At 43.5% G+C, this 20,623-nt stretch carries 20 protein-coding genes and 1 riboswitch; of the genes, 8 read left to right on the forward strand and 12 right to left on the reverse strand.

The genetic code is table 11. The features are described 5' to 3' along the window. Positions 1-602: 602 nt before the first annotated feature. Positions 603-691: riboswitch (ZMP/ZTP riboswitch) on the forward strand. A 101-nt stretch (positions 692-792) separates the two neighbouring features. Together FZC78_RS09115 and FZC78_RS09120 are read left to right on the forward strand one after the other, a co-directional pair. Next, positions 793-1,638, forward strand: coding sequence for a bifunctional 5,10-methylenetetrahydrofolate dehydrogenase/5,10-methenyltetrahydrofolate cyclohydrolase (locus tag FZC78_RS09115; protein ID WP_286365482.1), 846 nt, complete (start codon positions 793-795; stop codon positions 1,636-1,638). A gap of 197 nt (positions 1,639-1,835) precedes the next feature. Then, positions 1,836-3,368, forward strand: coding sequence for an FAD-dependent oxidoreductase (locus FZC78_RS09120; RefSeq protein ID WP_148939527.1), 1,533 nt, complete (start codon positions 1,836-1,838; stop codon positions 3,366-3,368). Positions 3,369-3,623: 255 nt separating this feature from the next. Here the strand turns inward: FZC78_RS09120 and FZC78_RS24555 are convergent, their stop codons facing one another. The 7 genes from FZC78_RS24555 to FZC78_RS09150 form a co-directional block, all read right to left on the reverse strand. After that, the gene (locus tag FZC78_RS24555) at positions 3,624-3,758 is read right to left on the reverse strand and encodes a hypothetical protein (protein ID WP_262372167.1); all 135 of its coding nucleotides are present in this window, start codon (positions 3,756-3,758) and stop codon (positions 3,624-3,626) included. A gap of 46 nt (positions 3,759-3,804) precedes the next feature. Continuing rightward, a complete protein-coding gene (locus FZC78_RS09125) occupies positions 3,805-4,275 on the reverse strand; it encodes a hypothetical protein (RefSeq protein WP_148939528.1) in 471 nt (156 codons plus the stop codon). A gap of 190 nt (positions 4,276-4,465) precedes the next feature. Further along, positions 4,466-6,016, reverse strand: a complete 1,551-nt coding sequence (locus FZC78_RS09130; protein WP_148939377.1) for a polyamine aminopropyltransferase — start codon at positions 6,014-6,016, stop codon at positions 4,466-4,468. 84 nt (positions 6,017-6,100) lie between these two features. Further along, positions 6,101-6,496: a DUF350 domain-containing protein gene (locus FZC78_RS09135; RefSeq protein WP_148939378.1), complete on the reverse strand. Its 396-nt coding sequence runs from the start codon at positions 6,494-6,496 to the stop codon at positions 6,101-6,103. A 138-nt stretch (positions 6,497-6,634) separates the two neighbouring features. Next, positions 6,635-7,237 carry a DUF4247 domain-containing protein gene (locus FZC78_RS09140; protein ID WP_148939379.1) on the reverse strand — a complete coding sequence of 201 codons (603 nt, stop codon included), beginning with the start codon at positions 7,235-7,237 and terminating at the stop codon, positions 6,635-6,637. Between the two features lie 202 nt (positions 7,238-7,439). Then, positions 7,440-8,111 (reverse strand): PspA/IM30 family protein, encoded by a 672-nt coding sequence (locus FZC78_RS09145; protein ID WP_148939380.1) that lies wholly within the window; start codon positions 8,109-8,111, stop codon positions 7,440-7,442. A gap of 16 nt (positions 8,112-8,127) precedes the next feature. Next, positions 8,128-8,637: a DUF4178 domain-containing protein gene (locus tag FZC78_RS09150; protein WP_148939381.1), complete on the reverse strand. Its 510-nt coding sequence runs from the start codon at positions 8,635-8,637 to the stop codon at positions 8,128-8,130. 334 nt (positions 8,638-8,971) lie between these two features. Here FZC78_RS09150 and FZC78_RS09155 point away from each other — a divergent pair, with 334 nt between their 5' ends. Continuing rightward, on the forward strand, positions 8,972-9,472 hold the full coding sequence (locus FZC78_RS09155) for a DinB family protein (RefSeq protein ID WP_187444860.1): 501 nt from the start codon (positions 8,972-8,974) through the stop codon (positions 9,470-9,472). A 251-nt stretch (positions 9,473-9,723) separates the two neighbouring features. Here FZC78_RS09155 and FZC78_RS09160 read toward each other — a convergent pair whose 3' ends face one another. Continuing rightward, positions 9,724-9,921 (reverse strand): DUF378 domain-containing protein, encoded by a 198-nt coding sequence (locus FZC78_RS09160; RefSeq protein WP_148939383.1) that lies wholly within the window; start codon positions 9,919-9,921, stop codon positions 9,724-9,726. A 273-nt stretch (positions 9,922-10,194) separates the two neighbouring features. Then, the gene (locus FZC78_RS09165; protein WP_148939384.1) at positions 10,195-11,196 is read right to left on the reverse strand and encodes a Gfo/Idh/MocA family protein; all 1,002 of its coding nucleotides are present in this window, start codon (positions 11,194-11,196) and stop codon (positions 10,195-10,197) included. Between the two features lie 812 nt (positions 11,197-12,008). Here FZC78_RS09165 and FZC78_RS09170 point away from each other — a divergent pair. The 4 genes from FZC78_RS09170 (at position 12,009) to FZC78_RS09180 (ending at position 16,747) form a co-directional block, all read left to right on the forward strand. Continuing rightward, positions 12,009-13,529: a UDP-N-acetylmuramoyl-L-alanyl-D-glutamate--2,6-diaminopimelate ligase gene (locus tag FZC78_RS09170; protein WP_148939385.1), complete on the forward strand. Its 1,521-nt coding sequence runs from the start codon at positions 12,009-12,011 to the stop codon at positions 13,527-13,529. 268 nt (positions 13,530-13,797) lie between these two features. Then, the gene (locus FZC78_RS23595) at positions 13,798-13,959 is read left to right on the forward strand and encodes a hypothetical protein (RefSeq protein WP_187444861.1); all 162 of its coding nucleotides are present in this window, start codon (positions 13,798-13,800) and stop codon (positions 13,957-13,959) included. Between the two features lie 108 nt (positions 13,960-14,067). Then, positions 14,068-15,375, forward strand: a complete 1,308-nt coding sequence (locus FZC78_RS09175; protein WP_148939386.1) for an ectonucleotide pyrophosphatase/phosphodiesterase — start codon at positions 14,068-14,070, stop codon at positions 15,373-15,375. 85 nt (positions 15,376-15,460) lie between these two features. Further along, the gene (locus FZC78_RS09180) at positions 15,461-16,747 is read left to right on the forward strand and encodes an MFS transporter (RefSeq protein ID WP_148939529.1); all 1,287 of its coding nucleotides are present in this window, start codon (positions 15,461-15,463) and stop codon (positions 16,745-16,747) included. A 1,189-nt stretch (positions 16,748-17,936) separates the two neighbouring features. Here FZC78_RS09180 and msrB read toward each other — a convergent pair. Genes msrB through FZC78_RS09195 form a run of 3 tightly spaced genes read right to left on the reverse strand, consistent with a single transcriptional unit; the run spans position 17,937 to position 20,177 of the window. Beyond that, positions 17,937-18,899, reverse strand: a complete 963-nt coding sequence (gene msrB / locus FZC78_RS09185; RefSeq protein WP_148939387.1) for a peptide-methionine (R)-S-oxide reductase MsrB — start codon at positions 18,897-18,899, stop codon at positions 17,937-17,939. A gap of 37 nt (positions 18,900-18,936) precedes the next feature. Continuing rightward, complete coding sequence (locus FZC78_RS09190) at positions 18,937-19,353, reverse strand: VOC family protein (protein WP_148939388.1); 417 nt, start codon at positions 19,351-19,353, stop codon at positions 18,937-18,939. Then, positions 19,353-20,177: an aminoglycoside N(3)-acetyltransferase gene (locus FZC78_RS09195; RefSeq protein WP_148939389.1), complete on the reverse strand. Its 825-nt coding sequence runs from the start codon at positions 20,175-20,177 to the stop codon at positions 19,353-19,355. Before FZC78_RS09195 ends, FZC78_RS09190 begins: the two co-directional genes overlap by 1 nt. A 190-nt stretch (positions 20,178-20,367) precedes the next feature. On the opposite strand from FZC78_RS09195, the gene FZC78_RS09200 reads away from it, so the two are divergent. Beyond that, on the forward strand, positions 20,368-20,559 hold the full coding sequence (locus tag FZC78_RS09200) for a hypothetical protein (RefSeq protein WP_148939390.1): 192 nt from the start codon (positions 20,368-20,370) through the stop codon (positions 20,557-20,559). The last annotated feature ends 64 nt before the right edge of the window (positions 20,560-20,623 follow it).

The following is a 20,623-nucleotide window of genomic DNA, read 5'->3' on the forward strand; positions in this document are numbered from 1 at the left end:
GGAGCTGGAAGGATCCTTTGCCAATCAGTCAATAGAAAGATGCTGATTCAAGCAAGTGACCGGTGGTAATTATCAATATGGTTCAATATTTTAGATAGTAAATAGAGGAATAATTTTCTCTTATTACTTAAAAAACACGGTATAAAGCTAAAATAGAGGAATCTATTTCCTTTATTAGACTTAATAACTAAAAAAGTGTGGCTTTTTTATAGAATAAGGGAAAAAAACTCCTCTATTCACCCCGATATGAGCTTGAACTAGCGATTAAGGGAATAAAGTTACCTTATTCTTACCACTGGGTACCAATTAAGGAAATGACAGGCCTCTTTCACTATAAAATTTGCTCCATCAGACGCCCGTCCAGCTAAGCCGGGTATCTTGAATGGAAACCAACACTCTTTCTCTAAAACGCCCTAAGCGGAAAAAAAGAACGTCTCTCTTCGTTTAGAGCGAAAAATCTTAGTATTCATGGGGGAAAATCCAGCTTTTAGCTTTTTCTGATAGCCACACTATATGCGTAAGCATTCTCACTATAAAAAAACGAACATTAAAGGTAGATTATTATTTTATATTCGTGTTATACTAAAGCTAACAATTTAAACGACGAAAGCAGTAACTGGCGAAGCTGTGGAACCAACCACAAGGGAGCTGCTTTTTTAAATGCTACTAGCCGTTCGCCTGGGCTGAGGCTGATTTTTCTGGACACCTTTTTAGGCAGAGGTATGTCCTTTGAATCAGCCTCTTTTCTTGTTCTGAAATCAGCCAATTCAACAATAACCAGGAGGGAATATAATGACAGTGAAAGAAAAAATAATTCTGGATGGCAGCCGTGTCGCAACTGCAGTAAAAGAGGAACTGAAGTCAAGAGTGGAAAATCTGAAAGAAAACGGAATCACCCCTTGTCTTGCCACTGTATTAGTCGGCGATGATCCTTCTTCGGCCACTTACGTCAAAATGAAAGGGAATGCGTGTGAGCGCCTCGGCATCCTTTCTAAAAAAATCACCCTTCCCAATGACACTACAACAGAAGAATTATTGAAAACGATTCATTCACTGAATGAAGATGAAGGCGTGCACGGAATCCTTCTTCAACATCCTGTTCCCCCTCAAATAGATGAGCGGGCTGCTTTTGAAGCGATCGCAATTGAAAAAGACGTAGATGGAGTCACTTCGCTTGGCTTCGGCCAGACTTCTCTTGGCTTCGGAACGTATCCTTCCTGCACACCGGCAGCAATACTGGAAATCATGGATTTTTATGAACTGCCGATCGAAGGGAAGCATGCTGTCGTAATCGGACGAAGTCCAATCCTTGGCAAACCTGTATCTATGATGCTGCTGAACCGGAACGCAACCGTGACAACCTGTCATTCCTATACTGAAAACCCGGAAGACATCGTTAAAGGAGCGGATATCGTCGTAGCCGCTGTCGGAAAACCCAACTTCGTCAAAGGCTCCTGGATTAAAGAAGGAGCCATGGTCCTGGATGCCGGGTACAACAAAGGCAATGTCGGCGATGTCGACTACGAAGAGTGCCTTGAACGCGCGGACGCCATCACACCGGTTCCCGGCGGTGTCGGCCCTGTAACCATTTCCATGCTGCTGAAGCAAACCGTTGAAGCGGCGGAAAAACTTATCTAATATTCCAGCCTCTGCGAATGCAGGGGCTTTTTTGTTTTACTGTGAGCTCCTTTCTTCCAGATGCACCAGACACCAACAACAAGAACCACCCTCAACTTTGCCCATTTGACATTAACCGGGTGGTGACTGTCACCAAGAGCATATTTATCCTCATTTTGGAAACTATAGGCTTATCAGTATAGTTTAGGAGGATTATGATGACATCAGTTAATGAAAAAGTTATGAATGAGCAGCCGGAGCCGTATTGGAGAGAGTCTGTCAGCTTTGACAGTTACCCGCCCCTTTCTCAGGACACCGAGGTGGAAATTGCGATTGTCGGAGGAGGTATTGCGGGTATTACAGCGGGATATGAGCTCGCCAAACAAGGGAAAAAGGTAGCCATCCTTGAGGCAGGAAGCATCCTTAACGGGACCACGGGCCATACGACAGCGAAGATCACCGCTCAGCACGGGCTTATTTATGATGAGCTTATCCAGCACTTTGGAGTGGATGTGACGAAAACGTACTATCAAGCAAATGATGATGCTCTTCAATACATAAAACAGAATGTCAGAGACCTGCAAATCGAGTGTGATTTGACCGAAGAGGATGCGTATGTGTACAGCAATACAGAGAAGTATGACCAAAAGGTAAGACAGGAGTTCATTGCCTATAACAAACTCGGTATCGATGGCGAACTGGTTGAAAAGCTTCCTATCGACCTGGATATCAAATCGGCTGTCGTAATGAAAAAACAAGCCCAATACCATCCTTTGAAATATTTAAAAGCTCTTGTGGAAGAGTTCACTAAAAACGGCGGCACAATTTATGAAAATACAACGGCCGTTGATATCCAGGAAGGAAGCAGCCCAACGGTTATAACCAGAGAAGGCCGCAAAGTAAATTGCAGCAACGTTTTAATCTGCTCACACTTTCCTTTCTTTGACGGAAAAGGCTTTTACTTCGCGAAAATGTATGCCAGCCGCTCCTACATCCTCGGAGTGAAGGCAAAAAAAGAATTTCCGGGAGGCATGTATCTCAATGCGGAAAGTCCAACCCGCTCTCTCCGGTTTACCGATGTCAACGGCGAGAAACTCATTCTCGTTGGGGGCGAGGACCATAAAACCGGCCAAGGGAAAGATACCGTCAAGCATTATGAGGCATTAGAGGAGTACGTTGAATCTGTTCTCGGGATCGAAGAACTTTCTTACCGATGGTCCGCACAAGACTTAATCTCAGTTGATAAAGTTCCCTATATCGGTCAATTGACGGCAAACCATAAAAACATCTTTGTTGCGACAGGCTTTAAAAAATGGGGAATGACCTCGGGAACAGCAGCTGGAATGATTCTTTCAGACCTTATCATCAAGAAGTCCAGCCCTTATGAAGAAATCTTCAGTCCTTCCCGCTTTGTCGCAGATCCAAGCATCAAACATTACCTGGAATACAACGGTGATGTCGCGAAGCACCTGATCAAAGGCAAGATCACTCCTGCCTCGAAGTCTCCGGCAGAGTTGGAGAAGGGAGAAGGAGCTCATGTCTCCGTCAATGGACAAAAAGGCGGGGCTTTTAAAGATGAAGATGGCACTCTTCATATCGTAGATACAACCTGTACACATATGGGCTGCGAGGTAAATTGGAACCACGGAGAACGGACGTGGGACTGCCCTTGCCACGGGTCACGGTTCTCGATTGATGGAGATGTGCTGGAAGGGCCGGCGAATAAGCCTTTGAAGAAGCTGAAGTATTAATGATGCTATTATTCGGGGGGGGGGCGTTGCCTCGAGGATAATGGTTTGGTCAGCCTATCGGCGGAAACCAGCCGTTTATCGGCAATTTCAGCAACTTTATCGGCGGAAAAAGTTTTTTATCGGCGCTTTTCCAAGGTTTATCGGCGGAAAACCTCAATTTATCGGCACAACCAATTCAACAGACCAAACACCCTCCCGCATTCATAAGAAATAAAAAAGGGGCATCTCTCAGCCAAGAGATGCCCCTTTCCATTATTAATCCTGAAATCGATTCTTTTTCTTCTTTGCGTCGCCTGTAGTGAACTCGACCATTTCGGTGCTCGTCCGGTTACCTTTTTTCTGGTTGTCGTTGCGCTGTGCGTTTCCATTGCCTGACTTTGTGCGTCCCATGTTCATCTCTCCTTTTAGGTCTTACAATCATAGTATGAAGAGAGCCCTATGGAATTATGCAGGCCGGCACAGAGACTGTCTCCGTTTTCACCTGGGCGCGATAGGAAAGCAGGGATTCCTGTATGATGTGATTTGTAAAGTTTCTGTCTATCTCCGGAATCAGATCTTTTGCTATGCACCAGGCATTTTCTTCAATCTGCAGGGCAATTCGTTTTCGTTCATACTCATCGGAGGAATCCAGCCTGTCTGCAAGTTCCTCGAGTTCATTATCTCCCGCGTGGCCCAATTCGTGGGCAAAAACCACAGTAAAGTATTCATAAAAATGATCCAGTGTCGAAAACAGGATTTTACACTGTCTTTTGATTTCATCGATATACATCGTAATTGTATGAGTGCCCATATTGTATTTTCCGCCGGCAATCCGCTTACCTGGAAAGTCCTTCGCCAGCATCACATTGACGCTGCTGCCCGCTCTCGCTTGCAAGGTACTTGTGATTTGCTGCAATTTACTATCCATTTCCAAATCCAAACACACCTTTTTTAAGAATTGGCTTTCAGAAATCCATACACCCCATTATATTCATCTCCCAATCATAAATGAATCTTTTCGGTCAAAAGCCCCTACTCTCTTTATCGCCACATTCTTATTACAATAACCGGTTTAGGGCACAAAAAAACGTATTAGACAGACAGGCAAGCCCGGTCGTCTAATACGTGGTCCATGCTTTCTCATATTTCTGGATCAAATTCGGGTTGATCAATGTGTTGATTTCCAGCTTCACTTCTTTACCATTCTCATCTGTTATCGAGGAATCAATGTCTTTTCCAAAGGCACCTAAGCCATTCAGCACTTCGTCCGTTAAAAACTTTGTCTCCACCTCTATATCCAGCTCCGATAGAGATGGTTTTTCCCGTGAAGCCAGAACGAATCCCCAGTCTCCGAAGCTTGGTACATCAACATGAAGGTTCGCTGTATTCAATCCCGCTGCCTGGATGGTTTTATCAATGCTCCAATACACTTCGGTCGCAAAAGTCGGGCTGGTACTCTGCACCATGATCGTGCCTCCCGGTGGGAGATGGTTGCGGAGCAGCTGATAGAATTCCAATGTGTAGAGTTTATTTAATGACTCGTTATTAGGATCAGGAAGATCGACTAAGATGACATCATAGAGATCTGTGGATTTTTCCATATAATTAAACGCATCCTCATTGATGACTTCGACACGCTCATCTTCAAAAGCTTGTCCATTCAGTTCGGCTATGGAAGGGTTCTCTTTGGCCAGCTCTACAACACGGGGGTCAAGATCCACGAGTGTGATGTGTCTGATCTCATCATACTTTCTCAACTCCCTGACGGCGAGCCCGTCCCCGCCCCCAAGGATAAGGATATTTTCTTTTCTGTCCGCACCGGCCATGGCTGGATGAACCAGGGTTTCATGATACCGGTATTCGTCCGATGAACTGAATTGCAGCTGGCCGTCCAGGAACATCCGCAGGTCGCCTTGTTCTTTCGTAAGGATGATTTGCTGATAATTCGTGTTCTCCGAGTGGACTATAGGGTCACGGTACAATTTTTGCTCAAACGAAAAGGCCATTTCTTCTCCCCAAAACACTCCCGATAACAAGAAGATAAATACTGCGATGCCGGCAGAGGCATGTTTTTTCAAGGATCGGATCTCATCTTTAAAATACACAATGAGCCAAAGAGCCACGACCACATTTACTAAGGCGACAATAAAAGCTGTTTTGACCAGGCCGAATTGAGGCCTCAGAAGATAGACAAACAGCAGACCGCCAATTAAACCTCCCGCATAATCTGAAAAAAGCACCCTTGCTGTACTGCGGTTTAACGTTTCTCCAATCTCGTTAGCTTTTCTAATCAAAATCGGCAGTTCAACCCCTGTCAGCGCTCCCACGATAGCTGTAACAGCATAGAGGAAAAAGGCGTCCGTCCCTTCACCAAAGAAGGCGGTTACTCCGAACAAGGTAAAAATGGACAGACCGCCGATCAGACCGATGAGCAACTCGATCCAGATAAAAGAGACGATAAGATTCTTTGTTACTTTTTCACTGATAGAAGCGCCGATTCCCATACCCGTCAAGAAGAGCGAAATCGTTAAGGTATATTGCTTCACACCGTCACCCAGAATATAAGATCCCGCGGCACCAAACAGGACTTCAAAGATAATCCCGCAAATCGAGACAATCCCTGAAGCCCAATAAATTGCTTTCGTTTTTCGAATTCCTTCATTTTCCACTGATAAGTCCCCTTTATGAAAGCCTTCGGGTTAAATTGAGATTCTTGTCTCCGCCCAGCTGTGAAGCCGAACGGAGAATTCACATTACGTAATTGAAGCCCCGATGACAAATGCCAATCCGACAGATACGGCAAAGGTGATGATTCCAACTGCCATATTGCCCTTGTGCAGCTGTTCCTCAACTGAAAACTTTCTTGTCAACAGTTCAAACAGCAAGTATGCGACCATTTGCAGGACGACCCCAAAAGCGCCCCAGATCAGTGTGTCGGTCAGTACGGAGCTATGGTATATCGAAAAAGCCAGGACGATGCAGATTCCGATCACTTTTCCGCTTATAGAAAGGGCAACCGCTTGATTCCCTGCCAGTACCTCATCCCAATCCTTGTATTTACTTGTCAACAATTCAAAAATATAGAGTCCAATTATTACAATTACTATCGCTATTGCAAAGTACATAAGTGTTAAAATAAATGGTTCCATGCCTCAGTCTCCCTTCTAAATTCCTTATTCACCGTTTGCAGCACAGGATCCCCGGATAATGCGTCCGAAAAGAATGAACGTCCTTTTTTCTCTTCGGAACATTTGCCTGCCGGAGGTGAACAGTGCGCTTCCATTTTTTTATTTTCCGGCACCAGGACCCCCGCCCCTGACAGAAGATGATCCTCCGCGGATAGGTGCTTTATTGTAGCCTGTAAAAGTTCCGCCTGATCGGCTATATCCGCCGTAGCACAATTCAGGGTTATTTCTGCATTTTAGGCGCTGACTTCTGTCCCAGTCATTGGTACCGAGTAAACTATTCAAAACCGAATAGAGCAGCAGACCCTCAAAGAAACTAGGGCTGTAGTTGTTGCGCACAAACCGGTCATTAGCTACCTCAATCATGGTGTTCGCACTGTCTTCCTCATCTTCTGTAAGGATGACAAACAACTCGTCATAGACAAGCACCTGCTTATTGTCCTTCTTATCACTGATTCTTTCGGGTTCCACGTGATTCTGGATAGCTTGTGCTACTTCATCAATTGATTGATTTTCTGCTATGTAAACTTCTGAATAATTGCTGTCATCCGCCCCGCTTGCCACCGTATCGGTAAAGGTATATTGATTGTTGATAAAGTCGACTATACCTTCCTTGAATATTGAACCGCTCCCTGAACCAGGGCCAGGACCGCAGGCGGCCAGCATAATCATTGTAATAATCAAGACCGCTAACGACTTCTTCATTAACTCACCTGCTTTCACTTGCTCATACTTCAAATTGATTTGATTTGTTCCCAAGCGGCCTGCTTGGATACATCTTCTCCACTAGCTCCTCAAGTTCGTGTCCTCAAGAAGACTGCCTGAATACACCTTCCAAGTGCATTGCTTCCAAGAAGACATACATAAGCAGGAACCGCACAAGGAGGCGATTCCTGAAGCTGCAGATCTATTCTTTTCCTAGTTGTTTCTTTAGGGCTGCCAGCTCATCGTCCACACCGTTGCTCTTATCTAATGCATCAAGTTCATCATCAAGGCTTCGGTTCGACGATCTCATATCCTCGCTTGTTTCAGCTTCTGCTTCAAACTGCAGGACTTTCTCTTCCATACGGTCGAAGCCTTTTCTGGATTCGTCCCCGCCAATAGAAGACATGGCCCGGTTCATTTTTGTACGTGTTTTTGCCGATTCAGCGCGCGCTTTTAATGAATCCTTCTTCAGCTTCATTTGGTTGTATTCATTCTTCATTTCATCAAGCTTCTTGCGCAGGCTGTCCGCATCGCCTTTGGCTCTCTCATAGGATTCACGCATTGTATCAGCCTGTGCACTGTGGGTTTTCTTGTCTTCTAGTGCTCTTCTGGCAAGATCGTCATTGCCGGCTTCCAGTGCTTTGACTGCCTGCTGCTGTCTCTTCTCCGCCATTTTGTCTGCTTCTTCATATTTTCTTTGAAGCATTTTTTCATTCGCGATCTGCTTCGCTACCGCCGCCTCTGCGTCACGGATATCCGCTTCCATCTCACGCATGAACTGATCAAGCATCTTCACCGGATCTTCCGCTTTATCAAGCATGGCATTCAACTCTGAACCTACTACCGTTTTTACTCTTTTAAATAATTGAAACATGATTTCAGCCTCCTGATTAATTACTTGCGATTATTTTGATTTCATATTCATTAATTTCATATCCGCTGCTGACCTCGATTTCACTGCCCCAAATCTCCACGGATAAATAACTTTCTTCCTCTTCATCCTCAAAGTCGAAGTAACGGCAATTTATGTCATTCACATTTTTCCCGCGGCCTTCTCCTTTTACTCTTGCACTTCCGGATTCATCCAAGTAATAACGTGTTCCGTTATACTCGATTTCTTCCGGTATCGGTTCACTCAGCTTCAGCTTCACTTTCTCATAGATCCCTAAATACACCTGATCATCCATCTCAGCGCTCAGCCACACTGTACGTCCCGGGCTTTCTAATTGATATCCTATCCATTCAAAGCCATGGTCATTGTATGTTAGCTTGCTGACCACTTCATAGTCCTCAAGATCATATGCTACAATATCTCCGACTTCAATTGTGAAAACATTTCGTTCTTTTACGACTGGCACCTCTTTTTCTTTTTTGCCAAACAGCCTTTTTAGTATGCTCATGTTTTCACCTCCGTCCAGATTCTCTATGTTCTTACTAACTTATACGCACTGCGAATCAAAAAGTTTCAGATTTACGCCAATTCTATTGTATGTATATTATATATTTTTAAATATCATCTTACTTACTTCAACCCATCTGGTCTGAATCCTTTATTTTTTCACTTGATTTATGAACTTTGAGACTTTACTAACAAGCTGTACTTCCACATTGTTTCAAATCTAATTATCCCTGCCTATCCATTATAAGTCTAACATTAAACCTTCAATATTTAATAAAAGGGTTTTTCTCCAAATATACAGAAGTAGTAAGGAAAATGCTATAGGAGGAAAGATGATGGAAGATACACAACTTTTTAAGCAAATGGATTTCATCCGTATGAGAACGATTGCCGCATTGGACAACACAACGGAAGAAATGGCTGACTTTGTGCCGGACGGCTTCAAAAATTCCATCCGTTGGAATTTGGGCCATATATATTTAAGCCATGAAAACCTTATCCATTCTTTCGCAGGAGAAAAAGGACAAATCCCCGAAGGTTTTGCTGAAATGTTTGGCTTCAATACAAGTCCTGCTTCCTGGGAAGGAACGCCTCCTTCACTTAAGGAGTTAAGACGGCTCTTGTCTGAACAGCCGGAAAGGTTAAAGGCCTCTTTCATGGGAAGACTATCGGAGAAAGGGGAAAAGCCTTTCCAAATGACAAAGCAAATTGCTTTTGAAACGTTAGCCGAAGTGGTTTCTTTCGCGAACTGGCATGAAGGCCTTCATCAAGGAGCCATCACCACCATCAAACGTGTGCAGGGGATTGAAAACTTATGGGAGCCTGTTCATGCATAAAAGCCATCTATAATGACAGGCAAATGTTCCTCAGAGAAAAAAAGGTCCTCTTTCCTTTTATGCTCTGAGGGTTATTTGACCCCGAGGGGCTAAATCCGTTCCAGTGGGTACGGATCCTCAGGCGCTGCAGCTAGATGTGGAGGATGCTGCTATAAGTTATCCATAGAGGGTTAATTTATAATTTCCTAAACAATAAAAAAGCCATTCCAGATAGCTGGAATGGCTTTAGTCTGCTGATAAAGCAGCTTATATTAATCTTTGATTCTGCCAAAAAGTTTGATGCAGTAAATCGCTGAAAGACCAACAAGGATGTAAACAATTTTAGAAAGAATGGCTTCCTGTCCGCCAAAGATGGCTGCCACTAGGTCAAATTCGAATAATCCGACAAGCAGCCAGTTTAGGCCTCCGACAATTAATAGTATCAGTGCAATTGAATCTAATGCTTTCATGGCTCCTCCTCCTTAAAGGGTTTTATTTCACTTTCTTGCTAAATATATGCCCTAAAAATTTTTGATAAAACATCCGACTGTATTATTTTCGTTTAATTTTTGTTTAGTTTTTGTCTATCTCAGGTAAGTACCTATTATTCAAAAAAAACCGCCTCCTGAGAGACGATTTTGAAATTCTAGTTAGACTCTTTTCTTAAACTTTGCTGCTATTTGATACTGACTGTTCTTGTGGATTTTTCCAAAAGCAAGAATATATTCGAAAACAGCTTCTGATTATAATCGTACAGGAGCACTTTTTTCTAAGGACTCGTAACAAGCTTGAATGGCCTTGATATTTCTTATGGTATCTAAAGGGGAGTAAACAGGTTTTTTCCCATTCAGTATGCACTCGCTGAAGTGGTTTGTTTGAATCTCATATTGATTTCCCTCCAGTACCTCCTTTTTCTCCGTTCCTTGTTCATCCAGTATGATGATGCTGACTTCTCCGTTAGGAAAGCGGTCTGAACGGTAGGCAAATGGAACCTTGATTGTTCCTTTAGTTCCGGAAACTTCATAGTAATCCCTCATAGGCTGATCAAATCCGCACTCGAAGCTTGCGGTCACCCCTTTTTCAAAACTGAGAAGGCCTGATGCTTTCGTATCTACCTCAAATTCCTCATGAACATCCGCCTTCACATAGGCTTCTATCGGTTCTTGCCCTAATATATACCTGGTGGAATGGATGCAGTAGCAGCCGACATCCCAGATGCTTCCTCCACCAAGTCCTCTATCCAGCCTGATATTCTGCTTGTTTGTTTCAAGATCCAGTTTAAAGGTAAATGCCGACCTCATGTGCCTCACTTCTCCAATGGTACCTTCTGCAATCAGTTCCCTGACCCGATTGTGCTGTGTATGGAACTGGTACATGAAGGCCTCCATGAAAAGGACATTATTTGAACGGCAGGCTTCGGCCATTTCCTCTACGTCTTCAGCGTTCAATGCTGCTGGTTTTTCACACAGCACATGCTTGCCTTTCTCTGCCGCTTTCGTGACCCATTCCTTGTGCATGGTATTGGGCAGCGGGATGTAGACCGCTTGAATCTCAGGATCGTCTAAAAGTTCTTCATAGCTCTGATATGCTTTCGGAATGGAAAATTCATTTGCGGCTTCTTCTGCCTTGCCGCTGATGCTTGCAATTGCTGTGACCTCGGCATTTCCACAACTTTGGAGTGCTGGGATGATAGCCTTTTTGGCGATATTGGCTGTACTCATAATTCCCCATTTTACAGTGCTCATTTCTTCTTCTCCTCCTTTAGTCAATTATGGCACGAACGATTATCTGATTCTGCTGCGTTTCCCTTTTACAGATGATTCCCCTTCTGTCCGGAAGACCAAATATTTCATAAAAAGAAAGCTTGCCCCCGAAGACAGGAGCATGGCCAGGGCTTTCGAGAGGTTGTGTACCAGAAACAGCTGCAATGATGTAAGACCCAGCAACTGAACTGACCCAAAGAATACGGCATTGCTGATCATCGCCTGTATCACGAAGGTAAGTTTTACCGGCCTTTCCTGCTGCCCTCTTTAAAAGTCAGACGCGAATTCCAAAAATAACTGTTTGAACACAGCCAGGGTATAGGCGGCTGTATTGAAAAGGACCAATACTGCCCCTTGTTCTGCAGGGTATAGAAGTAAGAACAAATTTAATGAAAATATATCAATAAATGCGTTCATTATTCCAATGATGCTGAAATTGATTGAGTTAAAAAAAGCCCCTTGATTTTTTTCCGGCCATACCTTCCTCCGAGCTTTTGACTGTTGAATTTTATCTAGAGTATATCTCAAATTTAATGGAAAATCTTCTCAGAACCATCCAAAACTTCATACAGTTCATTTTCTTCACAAAAGCAGTGGCCACTATTACATTTTCCTTTGCAAGAAATCTTTTCCAGAATAATTTTCTGAAATCCGGGTAAAGACGGATAGAAATTGAGACAGTCTGTTGAAAGAGAATGACTAGCATTTACTCCTCTTGTATATGCTCACTGCTGTTACGGTCAAACTATATATGAAGCTGGGATCACCGACTTTCATATCAAAGGGAGAGAGCCATGAATATTGACTTTACATCACAGGAACAGTTAGGAATCAACCGCCTCTGGGGAAAAGAGAAGAGAGAAATTTCAAATGTCAATTATGACTCTAGACGAGTGCAGGAGAATGCTGCGTTTGTTTGTGTAAGCGGTGAAAAGCACGATGGGCATTCCTTCCTTGAAGATGCGATCCGTAATGGAGCAGTTGTACTGGCCGGGGAAAACGCTAAGGTGTTTGAAAAAGCCAGTAGAAAGTATCCGGACCGGACATTTCTTCTTGTAGAGGATGCCAGGGCATTCCTTGCGCAATTGTCAATTGTGTTTTATAAAAGTATCCACGAAAAGCTGACCACTATCGGGGTGACGGGAACGAACGGGAAAACCACTGTCACTGCCTATGTAAAATCCTTGATGACCTTGCTCGGAACACCGACCGGCTCAATCGGGACGACCGGCATTATTTCTTCCTCTGGAAAAATCAATCTGAAGAAAAGTACGCCGACTACTCCGGAATCTTCTGATTTACATTACATTTTTGATGAGTTCCATCAGCGCGGTGATCAGGCTGCTGCCATGGAAGTATCCTCGGTTGCCACAGAACAAAAAAGGGTGGAAGGAATAGAGTTTGATATCGCCATACATACCAACCTCTCTCCTGAACACTTGGAGTTTCATGGAACATTTGAAAACTACAAAGAAGCCAAACTTAAACTATTCAGGCAGGCTAAAAAAGCAGTGGTAAATATCGATGATGACGGCATGGGCAAGGATATCCTGGACATGTATCCCGGGGAAGTACTTACTTACAGCCTTGATAGAAGGTCTGAAGCGGATGTAAAAGCGTCCAATTTAAGAACCATCGGCCACGAGACCTTTTTTGAACTAAAGGTTCACGATGAGTCTTATATTGTCAGAGTGCCGGTCATCGGAAACTATAACGTAGCCAATATACTTGCTGCTATATGCACAGCCCTGCACTCAGGTTATTCGATTCATCAGATCCTGCTGGCTCTGCCTTCGGTTGAAGGGCCTGAAGGAAGGTTTGAAATTCTGACAGAGTACGGAAACCGAAAGATCCTTCTTGATTATGCCCACACACCGGCTGCCCTTGACAATTTGCTTAGGGAAGTCAAAAAACTTGAGTACAAACGATTGATTGTCCTGATTACCGGAATAGGAATCAGGGATAAATCCAAAATGCCGCTAATGGCAGAAACGATTGACGGAAAAGCAGATGAGATTGTTGTTTCCGTTGATCACCCTGACTTTAATGATCCTGATGAGATCATCAGCAATGTTCTTGAAGGCTTCTCTGATCCCTCTGCTGAAAATATTTACACTGAGAGGACCAGAGCAGAAGGAGTGCTGTCCGCCCTTGCACTCAGCAACGAAGAGGACCTCATTCTGCTGACAAGCGGCTGTATCAATGGAGCCCAAATCGTCGAAGGAAAAGAAATTCCCCACTCGGATAAAGAGGTGATCGCGGAATACTTCAAGGACGATAAAACGGATTACGATTACGACTATATTCAGGCATGATATTGGAACAATGGCTTGTCCGGCTTCAGGGAAGACTGAAGCTGGCAAAGGGCGAAACCGGCAATGGTTTCGCCCTTTATTTTTTCAATTACTCTTCTTATAGGTGTTGTTGCAAGGCACTTTTCGTAAACTTTGTTGCTATTGATACTATTCCGAAGAAAGATCAATATCAAGAAAAGAAAAAAGCTAATCTCCCCCGCTAAGAGATAAAACTCTTAGTAACCGGTGAAAAATCCGGCTCTTGATATTTTTCCGAAAGCAGCAATATATGCGAAAACAGCCTTTTGCAAAGTTTGCGGCCGTTTTAAAGAGCAGCAGTGAAAAAGCATCAAAGAACACCATTCTCTATGGAAAAATGAAAGCCGTAAATCCGCTTCACGGCCCCGTATCCCTGGACCCCAAGCCGGCAGGATGCTATGCAGAATGGTGATTGTAAAGTTTTCGCTTCCATTTAAATCCTTTCTGGTCTAATCCAGGTTTTCTGTTATATTTAATACATATAGTGAATTTTTTAAATATTTTGATTGCGGAGGCTTTCATGGAACAACTTACTGACCACTTGATTGTTATTTCATTCGACTGTCTTTCTTCTTTGGATTTTCCCACACTGACCGAACTCCCTAACTTTAAAGCATTTTTAAGGAAAGGAGCCTATTGCAAAGCTGTCGAAACGATTTATCCTTCCGTCACCTATCCATGCCACGCCACTATCGTGACCGGCAACTTCCCGAACAGACATGGAGTCATCAACAATACTCACCTGCAGCCTGGCAGCGCCTCTCCTGACTGGTATTGGCACAGACATCATATCAAAGGGACTACACTCTATGATGAGGCAAAACGAGCAGGCTTTACGACTGCTGCCTTACTATGGCCTGTAACCGCCAAGGCGAATATCGACTACAATATGCCTGAAATATTCGCCAACCGGCCCTGGCATCACCAAGTAGCCGTCTCTCTCTGGAATGGCAGCACTTCTTTTCAGCTGGAAATGAACCGGCGCTTCGGCCACATCCGTAATGGGCTGTTTCAGCCGGAGCTGGACGACTTTGTACTTGAATCAACGGTTGAAACCATTTGCAAGAAAAAACCCAACCTCATGCTCATCCATTTTACCGACCTGGATTCCAACCGACACTATCATGGATTCTCTTCTGAGGAGGCATATGCGGCTTTGAAAAGACATGACGAGCGTCTGGGCAGAATCCTGTCAGCCTTGAAAGATGCCGGCATATATGACAATTCAACCATTATAGCCCTTGGCGACCACAGCGCTCTCGATGAATCCAAAGCAATTAAACCTAATGTCCTATTGAAGGAAAAGGGCTTGATCAGCGTAAACGACACCGGGCGAGTGATTGATTGGAAAGCTTATTGCAAAAGCTGCGACGGCTCGGCATATATATACGTTAAAGACCCACATGATCACGAAACACTGAAAGCCGCAGAAGGGATTTTGCGGGGTCTTTTAGAGGATGAAAAGAACGGTATTGAACATATCATAACCGGTAAAGAAGCCCGGAAAAAAGGAGCTGACGGGAACTGTGCTTTCATGATTGAAGCTCTAAAAGGCTTTTACATCAAAGAAGGGCTCGAGGGAAGTTATCTGGATGAAATCACTCCTGAAGATGTCCAATCTGGAAAATATACGTATGCTTCCCATGGGTATTCACCGAACAAGCCGGATTATCATACGATTTTGATGGCTTCCGGTAAAGGGATACGCGAGGGGGCCATCATCCCGGCCATGCACCTTGTGGATGAAGGGCCGACATTTGCCAGGCTGCTGGGGATTCACTTGGGAGAAACAGACGGGCAAATCGTCCAAGACCTGCTGAAACTGTAAATCTTATGTAAAGTTTACGGGCTTTTCATTTTCTTCACTGCTTTTCTTGTACAATAAAATTGAAATCGTTTCCAGGAGGTCAATGCTGATGAAAAGTTTTTCGAAAGAAGAAAACAGCTGGATGTTCTATGATTGGGCTAACTCGGCGTATTCCATCATAATCTCAACGGCGGTTTTTCCATTGTTCTACAAGGCAGCCGCCACCAATGCGGGAGTAAGCGCATCCGATTCTACTGCTTACTTGGGATACACGATCGCCATCGCTACTTTTATATTGGCTATGCTCGGTCCGATCCTTGGAACTATTGCCGATTATAAAGGGTTCAAGAAGAAGTTTTTCACATTCTTCTTTGGCTTGGGAATCACAGCTACAGCCGTGCTGGCTTTCATTCCAAGTGACCAATGGCTCATCCTTTTAATCTGTTATACCTTCGCTGCAGTCGGTTCGGCCGGAGCAAATGTATTCTATGACGCCTTCCTTACCGATGTGACCTCGGATGAGAGAATGAACAGAGTGTCTGCGCGAGGCTTTGGACTTGGATATATCGGAAGCACCATTCCATTCCTCATCAGTATTGCCATCATTGTACTGTCGCAGAGCGGGACCATTCCCCTTTCAACCACGATCGCAAGTAAGACCGCTTTTCTTATAACTGCTTTGTGGTGGGGATTGTTTGCCATTCCCATGTTTAAAAATGTCCATCAGCGCTACTATATTGAGCCGGAGCCTAAGCCGGTCGTCAACAGCTTCAAGCGTCTTGCGAAAACATTTAAAGAAATCAAAAAATACCGTGCCTTATTCTTATTTCTGCTTGCTTACTTCTTTTATATTGACGGTGTCGGCACCATCATCACTATGTCGACAGCCTATGGGTCGGACCTTGGCATATCATCCACAAGCCTTCTCATCATCTTATTTGTCACCCAGGTCGTGGCAGCTCCATTTGCCATTCTTTACGGAAGGCTTTCTGAAAAATTCACGGGAAAGAAAATGCTCTATGTCGGCATCATCATTTATATCTTTGTTTGTATCTATGCTTATTTCCTGGAAACGACGCTAGACTTCTGGATACTCGCGATGCTTGTTGCCACATCTCAGGGAGGGATTCAGGCTTTAAGCAGATCGTATTTTGCCAAGTTGGTTCCTAAACAAAACTCCAATGAATTTTTCGGTTTTTATAATATCTTTGGAAAATTCGCCTCCATCATGGGACCGCTCCTTGTCGCGGTGACTGCTCAGGTGACAGGCGATTCCAGTACAGGTGTTTTCAGTCTAGTCATTCTATTCATCATTGGCATCATTATTCTATCCCGGGTTCCTGAACCGAAACAGCATCTTGCTCCTATAGATGCAGGCAACCTGAAGATGTAAATGCCTCAAAAAGCACTGCCTGGTTAATCACCATACTTCAGCGGTGATTTCCCATTTTAGTAGGATGTTTAACGACTAATCACTATACTTCAGTGGCGATTTCCCATTTTAGTAGGGTGTTTAACGACTAATCACTATACTTCAGCAGCGATTTCTGATTTTAATAGGGTGTTTAACGACTAATCACTATCTTCAGCGGTGATTTCCCATTTTAGTATAGTGTTTAACGACTAATCACCCTACTTCAGCGGTGATTTCCCATTTTAGTATAGTGTTTACAAGGTAATCACTATACTTCAGCGGTGATTTCCCATTTTAGTATAGTGTTTAACGACTAATCACCATACTTCAGCGGTGATTTCCCATTTTAGTATAGTGTTTAACGACTAATCACTATACTTCAGCGATGATTTCCCATTTTAGTATAGTGTTTAACGACTAATCACCATACTTCAGCGATGATTTCCCATTTTAGTATAGTGTTTAACGACTAATCACCATACTTCAGCAGCGATTTCCCATTTTAGTATAGTGTTTACAGGTTAATCACTATACTTCAGCGATGATTTCCCATTTTAGTATAGTGTTTAACGACTAATCACCATACTTCAGCAGCGATTTACCATTTTAGTATAGTGTTTACAGGTTAATCACTATACTTCAGCGGTGATTTCCCATTTTAGTATAGTGTTTAACGACTAATCACTATACTTCAGCGATGATTTCCCATTTTAGTATAGTGTTTAACGACTAATCACTATACTTCAGCGATGATTTCCCATTTTAGTATAGTGTTTAACGACTAATCACCCTACTTCAGCGATGATTTCCCATTTTAGTATAGTGTTTAACGACTAATCACCCTACTTCAGCAGCGATTTACCATTTTAGTATAGTGTTTACAGGTTAATCACTATACTTCAGCGGTGATTTCCCATTTTAGTAGGGTGTTTAACGACTAATCACCCTACTTCAGCAGCGATTTACCATTCATACAACCATTGGTATCAAAATGAAACGTCCTGTGAGGGTTCCCAGGACGTTTTTTTATTACTTAGTGTACAATGCCAATTACTTTTATAAAATTTTCGGGTGACTTTTCTTTGGAATATTTGCCTGGTATAGCTGATTCAATGCACTTTTGCGCTATCAGGAGAATCAAGAGTATCCATGACATTGAGCGGATCTTTTATGAATGTGCTGGAAAAAGGATTTTAAAATCTCCATACCCCTCTTTATCCAAATCTTTCACAGGAATGAACCTTAGTGCAGCTGAATTGATGCAGTACCGCAGCCCGTTTTTACCCGGACCATCCTCAAAAACATGTCCCAAGTGGGAATCAGCTTCACGGCTTCGCACTTCGACTCTGGTCATTCTGTGACTCAAATCATATTTTTCTTTTACGCTTGCAGACATAACAGGCTTGGTGAAGCTGGGCCAGCCGCATCCGCTGTCATACTGGTCTTTTGACGTAAAAAGTGGTTCCCCGGAAACGATATCGACATAGATTCCTTCCCTTTCATTATTCCAATATTCATTTTCAAAAGGAGGCTCTGTACCATTTTCCTGTGTGACTTGGTATTGAATCTCTGTGAGTTTTTCTTTGAGATGTGATGTGTCCTTTGGCCAGTGCTCTTTCAAAAACTCCTGCCTGCCGGATCCCCTGCGGTAAAGTTCGTATCTGAAATTATTTCTCTTATAAAATTCCTGATGATAGTCTTCCGCCGGATAAAATGCTTGGGCTGGGAGGATTTCGGTTGCAATTAGATTTTGGAACTTCCCGCTTTCCTGCAGGTCCCGCTTCGACTTTTCCGCTACAGCCATTTGTTTTTCGTTATGGTAATAGATAGCTGTCGTATAAGCACTTCCCCTGTCACTGAATTGTCCTCCGTCATCTGTCGGATCAATCTGCTGCCAGTACAGCTCCAGAAGTTCTTCATATGGGAACACCTCAGGATCAAAGACGATTTGAACAGCCTCCCTGTGACCTGTTTGCCCTGATACTACTTCTTTATAAGACGGATTTTCAGTACCTCCCCCCGTGTATCCTGATACTATCTCCTTGATGCCTTCCCTCTCATCAAAAGGAGAAACCATGCACCAGAAACATCCGCCGGCAAAGGTTGCTTTTTCATATTGCGGTTTTGTCATCGTTTTCCTCCTTTTAAAAGGTTTCACGTGAAACATTTTAATCTATTGTATATCTCTTTTTAAAGTCAGGACTAAGCTCGCTCCATACATCGAACATATTGCCGTCCATATCCCAAAAGACAAAGTTCCGGCCGGCATGGCCCCGATCTTCAATGTCCCCAGTCTTAATTTTTTGCTGTTTGAATTTGTGGTGAAGTTCTTCCAATGCAGACAGACCGTCCACTTCAAATGTTAATGAAAAGTGTTCCTCTCCATTCTTATCAAAAAAACCCGCCGATTGGTTACCGCCGGCCTTCACAAGAAAAAAGCTCTGATTGGCTAGGTTTAAAATGGCTTTATCGCTATCCTGATAGCTTATTTCCGCTCCAAGGTTCACAGAGTACCACTGAGCAGATGATGCTGGGTTTTGCACAGGAAGATAAGTAGCCCCAACTCTTACTAATTTTTCATTCATCACTCTTCCATTCCCTTCTTTTCATTTCTTTCTTGAAGCCATCTTCGTGCAAAATCAACTAATTCACGCTGCTCCATAAGCCTGCAGTCAGCTTTCCCGATCACTGATGTTTTAATAGTATACTTTCCCTCGAATTCCTTTCCGAGTTCATCAAAAGGATCGGAATCGTATAAAATCTCTTCGTAGTTTTTCCATATACGGTTTCCACCCTCCATCATCGCAGTCCCTTTTTTGACCTTCTGCCGGTTGCTAATACTGTGTTCTGCAAAATGGAGGGATGTATTGCTTTCATGTGTAACACCGATCAGGAGCACACTTCCTTTTAATTCATAGATTTTTGCCAGAGGTGAATCTGAGCCAAATCCTTCCTCTATCGGCTGCTCGCTTAGGATGTACCCTGCGTGTTTTCCCCATGCAGCAAAGGAGTACACAGGATGGCTGCTTCTGCTTACTCCAGGGAAATCCCTAAACACGTCTGCTATTTTCCCCATTCCTCTTGAAGGAGTCACGTCCGGATCATAGGCAGGCATCTCATCCCTGATAATCTGCCACCAACTCTCCGGAACAGGCGGGTTTTCCCACTCTGCCGGGTCAGAGTTATCTGCAGATTGAGCAGGCATTATCAGCGTCCCTTCTTTCCCTACTGCTTCCATCAAGGCAGCTACTACAGCAACAGCACCACCGCATACCCACCCTAAGGAACTTAAAGAAGAGTGTACGATGAGAACCATCCCCTTTTCGATACCCATGTTTCTAAAATCCCCAACCAGACTTGCAGTCGTGTTTGGATTCTCTAACTGCTGAATCGCTTCTTTTTCATTCATGAAGAACGTCCCCTTACTCTCTAATTAAAATTGAATTATATTTACCTTTTATTATGTACACTTTGCTATGTTTTTTCAATTTTCGGTAATTTATACTCACTGTTGAACCATATTTTAGAAAATGCTATAGTTAGAGTGAAATATTCTGAAAAATTTGAAATGTTATCGTAACATCAAAAGCGTAAGCGCCTTGTCCAGCCCCGACAGGCAAATGTTCTCAAGAGAAAAAAAGGCGGTCTTTCCTTTTATTCTCTTGAGGTTATTTGACCCCGAGGGGCTAGGCGCTGAAGCTGGACGCCTCAAAAGCGTAAGCGCCTTGATCAGCCCCGACAGGCAAATGTTCTCAAGAGAAAAAAAGGCGGTCTTTCCTTTTATTCTCTGAGGGTTATTTGACCCCGAGGGGCTAGGCGCTGAAGCTCGACGGATCAAAAGCGAAAGCGCCTTGT

This window comes from Rossellomorea vietnamensis (genome assembly GCF_008180415.1).
Taxonomy (GTDB): Bacteria; Bacillota; Bacilli; order Bacillales; family Bacillaceae_B; genus Rossellomorea; species Rossellomorea vietnamensis_C.